Origin of the sequence: Faecalibacterium sp. An77 (assembly GCF_002161315.1) — a bacterium.
GTDB lineage: Bacteria > Bacillota > Clostridia > Oscillospirales > Ruminococcaceae > Faecalibacterium.
Genome location: NZ_NFHK01000113.1, coordinates 1 through 612, shown reverse-complemented (window position 1 = coordinate 612; position 612 = coordinate 1). Strand labels below are relative to the sequence as shown.

Below are 612 nucleotides of genomic sequence, written 5' to 3'. Positions count from 1 at the left end.
GCCTGGAACTGACCAATAACCTTGCCGAACGCACGGTGAAGCCTTTCGTGATGGCGCGCAAGAATTTTCTGTTCTGCGACACCGCAAAGGGTGCCGATGCCAGTGCCCTATGTTTCAGTGTGATCGAGACAGCCAAGCACAATGGTCTGGATCCCTTTGGTTACCTACTGTTCCTGCTGCAGGAGCTGCCCAAACTGGGCGAAAATCCTACCGAGGAACAACTGGTTCCGCTGCTCCCCTGGGCTGAAAGCCTTCCCGAGTATTGCAAACTCAAATAATTTTAACCGATTTGAGCTCCTTATGGGAGCTCTTTTCTTTATCCCTCACGGGGGATTATGGAGCGCTTACGGAAAAACAGCTGGTGAAGTTGCAGTCCCTGAATGAACAGCTGGTTCAGATGCGCAAACGGATGTTTGGGCAATCCAGTGAACAGATTCAGTATGTGGACGCCCAGCAGTTGGACTTCTTCAATGAAGTGGAAGCCTGCAGCGACGCATCTGCTCCGGAACCGGGAAAAACGACCCCGGTGAAGGCCCATGCCCGGAAAGCGAAACGGACCAAAGAAGAACTGACAGAAGGCTTGGAACACAAGAAGGTAGTCTGTGAGCTGCC

At 52.5% G+C, this 612-nt stretch carries 2 protein-coding genes; both read left to right on the top strand.

The genetic code is table 11. The features are described 5' to 3' along the window. The coding region (locus B5G28_RS14295; protein WP_144265592.1) for a transposase domain-containing protein at positions 1-278 on the top strand (278 nt) is incomplete at its 5' end. Positions 279-361: 83 nt separating this feature from the next. Next, a partial coding sequence (locus B5G28_RS14290) for a transposase (protein ID WP_204228886.1) occupies positions 362-612 on the top strand: 251 nt, incomplete at its 3' end.